The sequence below is a fragment of the Methylobacterium sp. WL103 genome (assembly GCF_008039885.1).
GTDB lineage: Bacteria > Pseudomonadota > Alphaproteobacteria > Rhizobiales > Beijerinckiaceae > Methylobacterium > Methylobacterium cerastii.
Genome location: NZ_VRUX01001302.1, coordinates 1 through 433, shown reverse-complemented (window position 1 = coordinate 433; position 433 = coordinate 1). Strand labels below are relative to the sequence as shown.

Sequence of the window (433 nt, the reverse complement as noted above, 5' to 3'; positions counted from 1 at the left end):
CGCGAACGCCTTCGGATGCCGTCGCGCGGCGGCCTACCTCGTCGCCGCCGCGCGACGGCATCCGAAGGCGTTCGCGCGGCTGGTGCTGGTGGCCCCGACATGGCGCGGCCCGCTTCCCACCGTGATGGGGCCGGAGCGACAGGGCCTGTTCACCGCGATCCGCCGCGCCGTCGAGGCGCCACTCCTAGGCGACGCCCTCTACGGCCTCAACATCCGCCCGAAGGTGATCGGCCGGATGATGCGCGCCCACGTCTACGGCGACGCCGCGCATGTCACCGATTCGCTGATCGCGGAGAAGACCGCGATCACCCGGCAGCGGGGTGCGCGCTTCGGCACGGCGGCCTTCGTCACCGGCGGGCTCGATCCGGTGCCGACGCGCGACGCGTTCCTCGGCATGTTCGGCGACGGCCTGCCGCCGGTCCGGGTGCTGCGC

General features: G+C 73.9%; 1 pseudogene. It reads left to right on the top strand.

Annotation, left to right across the window (positions count from 1 at the left end):
- Nucleotides 1–433 (top strand): annotated as a pseudogene (locus tag FV222_RS29095) (alpha/beta hydrolase); the annotation flags it as partial.